Source organism: Azotobacter beijerinckii (assembly GCF_900110885.1).
In the GTDB taxonomy this organism is placed as follows: Bacteria; Pseudomonadota; Gammaproteobacteria; order Pseudomonadales; family Pseudomonadaceae; genus Azotobacter; species Azotobacter beijerinckii.
Genome location: NZ_FOFJ01000015.1, coordinates 97,315 through 103,628 on the forward strand (window position 1 = coordinate 97,315; position 6,314 = coordinate 103,628).

Genomic DNA, 6,314 nt, shown 5'->3' on the forward strand with positions numbered 1-6,314 from the left:
GCACGCCTTTGCCGCAAGCCGTCCCGAGGTACCCATGCAGCCCTTCGCCATCGCCCCGTCGATTCTTTCCGCCGACTTCGCCCGCCTGGGCGAAGAGGTGGACAAGGTCCTCGCCGCCGGCGCCGACATCGTCCACTTCGACGTGATGGACAACCACTACGTGCCCAACCTGACCATCGGCCCGATGGTCTGCACGGCGCTGCGCAAGTACGGCATCACCGCGCCCATCGACGTGCACCTGATGGTCAAGCCGGTCGACCGCATCATCGGCGACTTCCTCGACGCCGGCGCCAGCTACATCACCTTCCATCCGGAGGCCAGCGAGCACATCGACCGCTCCCTGCAACTGATCAAGGACGGCGGCGCCAAGGCCGGCCTGGTGTTCAACCCGGGCACCCCGCTGGATTGCCTGAAGTACGTGATGGACAAGCTCGACATGGTGCTCCTGATGAGCGTCAACCCCGGCTTCGGCGGCCAGAAGTTCATCCCCCGCACCCTCGACAAGCTGCGCGAGGCGCGCGCGCTGATCGACGCCAGCGGCCACGCCATCCGCCTGGAGATCGACGGCGGGCTCAACGTGAAGAACATCGCCGAGATCGCCGCCGCCGGTGCCGACACCTTCGTCGCCGGCTCGGCGATCTTCGGCCAGCCCGACTACAAGGCGGTGATCGACGCCATGCGCGCCGAGCTGGCCCGGGTGCGCCCGTGACGACGCCGCTGCACGGCCTGTTCGGCGGGGAGCTGCCGAAGCTGGCGATGTTCGACCTCGACGGCACCCTGGTGGACTCGGTGCCGGACCTGGCCGCCGCGGTGGACCGCATGCTGGTCCAGCTCGGCCGGGCGCCGGCCGGCGTCGAGCGGGTGCGCCTGTGGATCGGCAACGGCGCGCCGGTGCTGGTGCGTCGCGCGCTGGCCGGCGACCTCTGCCACGACGGCGTGGACGCGGCCGAGGCCGAGGCGGCGCTGGCGCTGTTCATGCGGGCCTACGCCGACAGCCACGGGCTGACCCGCGTCTATCCCGGCGTGGTGGAAACCCTCGACTGGTTGCGCGAGCGCGAGGTGGCCCTTGCCCTGATCACCAACAAGCCGGCGCGCTTCCTGCCCGAGCTGCTGGCCGACAAGGGTCTGGACGGCTATTTCCGCTGGATCGTCGGCGGCGACACCCTGCCGCAGCAGAAGCCCGACCCGGCGGCGCTGTTCTGGGTGATGGAGCGGGCCGGCGTGGCCGCCGGGGAGGCGCTGTTCGTCGGCGACTCGCGCAACGACGTGCTGGCCGCCAAGGCGGCGGGGGTCGCCTGCGTGGCGCTCTCCTACGGCTACAACCACGGCCGGCCGATCGCCGAGGAGGGACCGGCGCTGGTGCTCGACGTGCTGTCCGGGCTGGTTGATTCGACACCCGCGGCTGCGCTAGTGTGACCGCTCTTCTTGCCCATCCCGCCGAGGGAAACGCAATCGTGGTGGTCTCCCGCAAACTCTGGATGAAGGTCATCAAGGCCCTGGCCCGCTGGCGCTGGCGCGCCTGACGACATCCCCTGCCGGCTCGCCGGCGCGTTTGCCCCTTTCCCGTATTCCCGCCCGCCACGAGACTGATTCATGATCCGCGAAGAATTCCTGCGCCTGGCCGCCGAAGGCTACAACCGCATTCCGCTCGCCTGCGAAACCCTCGCCGACTTCGACACCCCGCTGTCGATCTACCTGAAGCTCGCCGACGCTCCCCATTCCTATCTGCTGGAGTCGGTGCAGGGCGGCGAGAAGTGGGGCCGCTACTCGATCATCGGCCTGCCGGCGCGCACCGTGCTGCGCGTCCACGGCCACCGCGTCTCGATCAGCGTCGACGATGTCGAGGTGGAGCGCCACGACTGCGAAGACCCGCTGGCCTTCGTCGAAGCGTTCAAGGCGCGCTACCGGGTGCCGACCCTGCCGGGCCTGCCGCGCTTCAACGGCGGGCTGGTCGGCTACTTCGGCTACGACAGCGTGCGTTACGTCGAGAAGAAGCTCGCCCGTTGCCCGAACCCCGATCCGCTGGGCACCCCGGACATCCTGCTGATGGTCTCCGATGCGGTGGTGGTGTTCGACAACCTGGCCGGCAAGATGCATCTGATCGTCCTCGCCGACCCGGCCGAGGCGGACGCCTTCGAGCGTGGTCAGGCGCGCCTGCGGGCTCTGCTGGAAACGCTGCGCCAGCCGCTGGCGTCGCGCCAGGGCATCGAACTCGGCGCGCCGGCCGGCGCCGAGCCCGAATTCCGCTCGAGCTTCGGCCGCGAGGACTTCGAGCGGGCGGTGACGCGCATCAAGGACTACATCCTCGCCGGCGACTGCATGCAGGTGGTGATCTCCCAGCGCATGTCGATCCCCTTCGCCGCCGCGCCCATCGACCTGTACCGGGCGCTGCGCTGCTTCAATCCGACCCCCTACATGTACTTCTTCAACTTCGGCGACTTCCACGTGGTCGGCAGCTCGCCGGAAGTGCTGGTGCGCGTCGAGGACGGCCTGGTCACGGTGCGCCCGATCGCCGGCACCCGTCCGCGCGGCGCCAGCGAGGAAGCCGACCTGGCGCTGGAAAAGGACCTGCTCTCCGACGCCAAGGAGCTGGCCGAGCACCTGATGCTGATCGATCTGGGCCGCAACGACGTCGGCCGGGTCGCCGACACCGGTTCGGTGAAGCTCACCGAGAAGATGGTCATCGAGCGCTACTCCAACGTCATGCACATCGTCTCCAACGTCACCGGCCACCTGAAGGACGGGCTGACGGCGATGGACGCGCTGCGCGCCATCCTGCCGGCCGGCACCCTCTCCGGTGCGCCGAAGATCCGCGCCATGGAGATCGTCGACGAGCTGGAGCCGGTCAAGCGCGGCGTCTACGGCGGCGCGGTCGGCTATCTGGCGTGGAACGGCAACATGGACACCGCGATCGCCATCCGCACCGCGGTGATCAAGGACGGCGAGCTGCACGTGCAGGCCGGCGCCGGCATCGTCGCCGACTCGGTGCCGGCGCTGGAGTGGGAGGAAACCCTGAACAAGCGCCGCGCGATGTTCCGCGCCGTGGCCCTGGCCGAGCAGGGCAAGGCCTGAAGGCGGCGACGGGGCCGGGTGGATCGTAGGGCGGGTGAAACCCGCCGATTTCGGTGCGGTCCCGCGCCATGTTCGGCGGGTTTCACCCGCCCTACGGCTGCGGATCGAGCGCCCGGCGTAGGGGGATCATCGGCGAGCGGGCGAAGCCTTGGCGGGCGTAGAAGCGCTGGGCGTCGAGGTTGTCGGCGTCGGTCAGGAGGGTGATGCGCCGGCAGCCGCGGCGGTGCGCGGTGGCGATGGCCGCCTCCAGGAGCTGCGTGCCGAGGCCATGGCCGCGGGCCGCGGCATCCACCACCATGTCCTCGAGCAGCGCCACCGGCGCGCCCAATGCGGTAGAGACGGTGTAGAGCAGGTTGACCATGCCGAAGGCCCGCCCGTCCTCCTCGGCGAGGAGGATCTCGCCGACCGCCGGCTGCTCGATGATCGCCGCCAGACCACGCTGCTGCGCGGCGCGGTCGGGGCTGAATTCGGCTTCCTGGGCGAACAGCTGGTCGAGCAGGCGGCACAGCGCCGGGATGTCGGCGGGCGTGGCGGGGCGGATCTCCATGGGCGTGTCTCCGAGGGGGCATGGCCGGGCCGGGCTTCTCCCGGGACGGCGGCGGGCTTAACCTGCGAGGAGCAGGCGGTTACCGGCAGGCCGGCATGATACCGGCCCCGGCCTTCCTTTTCCTTCGTCTGCCAAGGAGCGAACCATGCAGATGCCCGTCAACACCTTCAAGCAGCGCCTGAGCCAGGAGGCGCAGATCGGCGTCTGGGTCGGCCTGGCCGATCCCTACTGCGCCGAGCTGGCGGCCAATGCCGGCTTCGACTGGCTGCTGCTCGACGGCGAGCACGCGCCCAACGACCTGCGCTCGCTGCTCGGCCAGCTCCAGGCGGTGGCGCCCTATGCCTGCCAGGCGGTGGTCCGTCCGCCGGTCGGCGATCCGGTGCTGATCAAGCAACTGCTCGACATCGGTGCGCAGACCCTGCTGGTGCCCATGGTGGAAACCGCCGAGCAGGCCCGCGAGCTGGTCGCCGCCATGCACTACCCGCCGCGCGGCATCCGCGGGGTCGGCGCCGCGCTGGCCCGTGCCTCGCGCTGGAACAGCATTCCCGACTACCTGGACGAGGCCGACGCGCAGATGTGCCTGCTGGTCCAGGTGGAGAGCGTCAGGGGACTGGAGAATCTCGACGCCATCGCCGCGGTCGAGGGGGTGGACGGGGTGTTCATCGGCCCAGCGGATCTCTCGGCGTCCATGGGCCATCGCGGCGCGCCGGGGCATCCGGCGGTGGTGGCGGCCATCGAGGACGGCATCGCGCGCATCCGCCGGGCCGGCAAGGCGGCCGGCATTCTTTCCACGGACGAGGCGCGGGCGCGCCGCTACCTGGAGCTGGGCTGCGCCTTCGTCGCCGTGGGCGTCGACACCAGCCTGCTGATGCGCGCCATGAGGAGCCTGGCCGGCCGCTTCAAGGGGAACGACGCGGGCCCTGCCGGAAGCGGCGGCGGCTACTGAGGGCGCGCGCTGGCGGTCAGAAGACCTTGGAGATCGAGGCGACGAAGTTGGCGTCGCAGTAGGTCTCGTTGCCGGTGTAGTTCTCGCACTCCTCGTCCTTCAGGTCGGTCTGGGTATAGGTCAGGCCGAACTGCAGGCCGACGAACTCCTTGCTCACCCCGACGTACCAGTCGTAGTAGGAGTCTTCGCCCTGGGTCGCGCCGTCCTTGTAGAAGGAGTCGTCCTTGAAGTCGTACTTGCCGGCGCGCAGTGACAGGCCCACCCCGTAGGGCAGGTCGCGCTTGTAGCCGACGTAGGAATAGACGGCGGTGTTGTCGTGGCTGTAGTCGTCGGAATAGTTGATGCCGACCTTGAAGCCGTAGGCGGAAAGGCTGCCGTAGTACTCGCTGTAGTTCAGGTCGGCATTGCCGAGGTCGTCGCCCGGATAGTCGTACTTGAGCCAGCCCACGTCGAAGCTCAGCTCCTCGGTGAGCTTGTTGGTGTAGCCGAAGTAGTAGTCGCGCTCCGTGTTCGCGTTCGAGGTTTCGTAGTCGACGTTGGAGATCCAGGTGCCGACGTACAGTCCGCTCTGGTGGACGATGTCCAGTCCGCCCTGGATGGCCGGGTCGCCCTTGGTCTGCGAGATGCCGCGGAAGATGTACTCGGAGGCCAGGGTGGCGTTGGCAGTGATGCTGAACTCGCCCAGGGGCGTGTCCACTGCCAGCCCCGCCACGGCGATGCAACTGCCGGCCACGGCACCGACGGTGGTGAGGGCGAGGGTCGTTTTCTTGAGCATGACGCGTCTGTCCTTGAGGTTTCGATGCGCGTGTTTCGCGCTGGTCTGGAAGGGGGCCGGTGAAGCTTTTTTGAGATAAGCACAGGGCTTGCCAACTGGCCGGAGGTTTTTCCGTAAAAAATGTTTCCGAGTTTTTTCGGGCTTTTCTGCACCGGTTTGATGACGTTCGGTACTTACTGTGCATCGTTCCGGTGCGTCGACCATGGCTGGCACGGAACATCGTTGCGCCGGCTGTGCCGATACCCGGCTGGGGCCCTTTGATGGGGCATCGGCACGGCCGGAGTCGCCCCACCGGCCGTGCCGGGCGCGGTGAGCGCAGTGGGCGAGGGTGGTGCGAACAGCGTGCCGGGTGCTCCAGGAGGGGACCGCTGTCCGATGGTCGTTACCGATGCCGTCCCGAGGCCATCTCCCCGGCTGTCGACTCGTCGAAGCGTCCGACATGGCCGCTCCAGGCGAGCGGCTGGCCGTCGACCACGGCCTGGTGCGCCTGCGCCGCGTCCGGGGCGTCGGCGATGGCCAGCGTCACCCTTCGGCCGTCGAGCAGTTCGAGCACGACGATATCGGCATCCGTGGCGCGGGCATGGCGCAGTGCGGCGATCCGGCTCTGGCTGTCGCTGACCGTCTCCGTGTCCGGGTCATACAGGCACCCCTTTCAAGGTCTTTTACTTTTCGAGGCCTTGATGAGGCGGTCGGTGGAGACATGGGCGCGAGCCGTCGCGGCATCGACCCAGGCCTTGGGCTTTTCCACCTTGGGGCCGCGCTTACTGGTCGCCACCTGGCTGGGCTTGATCTGTCGTGCCAATGCCAACAGGCGCTGTGCCAGTGTGCTGGCCGAATCGTCGGCCCAGGCGGGCCAGTGCTCCACCGCCAGCGCGACGAGCATCCCCTCGTAACGGCTTCTGACCTGCACCGCCAGGTGGTAGGGGGACGCCTCCCAGCCCTCGGGAAGCCGTTCGCGATGTGCCTGTTCCACG

General features: G+C 68.7%; 7 protein-coding genes and 1 pseudogene. 4 read left to right on the plus strand and 4 right to left on the minus strand.

Annotation, left to right across the window (positions count from 1 at the left end; translation table 11 throughout):
- The first annotated feature begins 34 nt into the window (after positions 1–34).
- The 3 genes from rpe to trpE all read left to right on the plus strand — a co-directional run bounded on the left by rpe (position 35) and on the right by trpE (position 3,072).
- Positions 35–709 (plus strand): ribulose-phosphate 3-epimerase, encoded by a 675-nt coding sequence (gene rpe, locus BMY22_RS10195; protein ID WP_090621697.1) that lies wholly within the window; start codon positions 35–37, stop codon positions 707–709.
- 47 nt (positions 710–756) lie between these two features.
- On the plus strand, positions 757–1,416 hold the full coding sequence (locus BMY22_RS10200) for a phosphoglycolate phosphatase (protein WP_090621713.1): 660 nt from the start codon (positions 757–759) through the stop codon (positions 1,414–1,416).
- Between the two features lie 177 nt (positions 1,417–1,593).
- On the plus strand, positions 1,594–3,072 hold the full coding sequence (trpE, locus tag BMY22_RS10205) for an anthranilate synthase component I (RefSeq protein ID WP_090621699.1): 1,479 nt from the start codon (positions 1,594–1,596) through the stop codon (positions 3,070–3,072).
- A gap of 91 nt (positions 3,073–3,163) precedes the next feature.
- On the opposite strand, the gene BMY22_RS10210 is transcribed toward trpE, so the two are convergent.
- On the minus strand, positions 3,164–3,619 hold the full coding sequence (locus BMY22_RS10210; protein WP_090621700.1) for a GNAT family N-acetyltransferase: 456 nt from the start codon (positions 3,617–3,619) through the stop codon (positions 3,164–3,166).
- A gap of 145 nt (positions 3,620–3,764) precedes the next feature.
- On the opposite strand from BMY22_RS10210, the gene hpaI reads away from it, so the two are divergent.
- Positions 3,765–4,565: a 4-hydroxy-2-oxoheptanedioate aldolase gene (hpaI, locus tag BMY22_RS10215; RefSeq protein WP_090621701.1), complete on the plus strand. Its 801-nt coding sequence runs from the start codon at positions 3,765–3,767 to the stop codon at positions 4,563–4,565.
- Positions 4,566–4,581: 16 nt separating this feature from the next.
- Here hpaI and BMY22_RS10220 read toward each other — a convergent pair whose 3' ends face one another.
- The 3 genes and pseudogenes from BMY22_RS10220 to BMY22_RS24320 all read right to left on the minus strand — a co-directional run.
- Positions 4,582–5,340, minus strand: coding sequence for a TorF family putative porin (locus BMY22_RS10220; protein WP_090621703.1), 759 nt, complete (start codon positions 5,338–5,340; stop codon positions 4,582–4,584).
- A gap of 382 nt (positions 5,341–5,722) precedes the next feature.
- The gene (locus tag BMY22_RS24315; RefSeq protein WP_167363721.1) at positions 5,723–5,893 is read right to left on the minus strand and encodes a hypothetical protein; all 171 of its coding nucleotides are present in this window, start codon (positions 5,891–5,893) and stop codon (positions 5,723–5,725) included.
- Positions 5,894–5,992: 99 nt separating this feature from the next.
- Positions 5,993–6,314 (minus strand): annotated as a pseudogene (locus BMY22_RS24320) (IS4 family transposase); the annotation flags it as partial.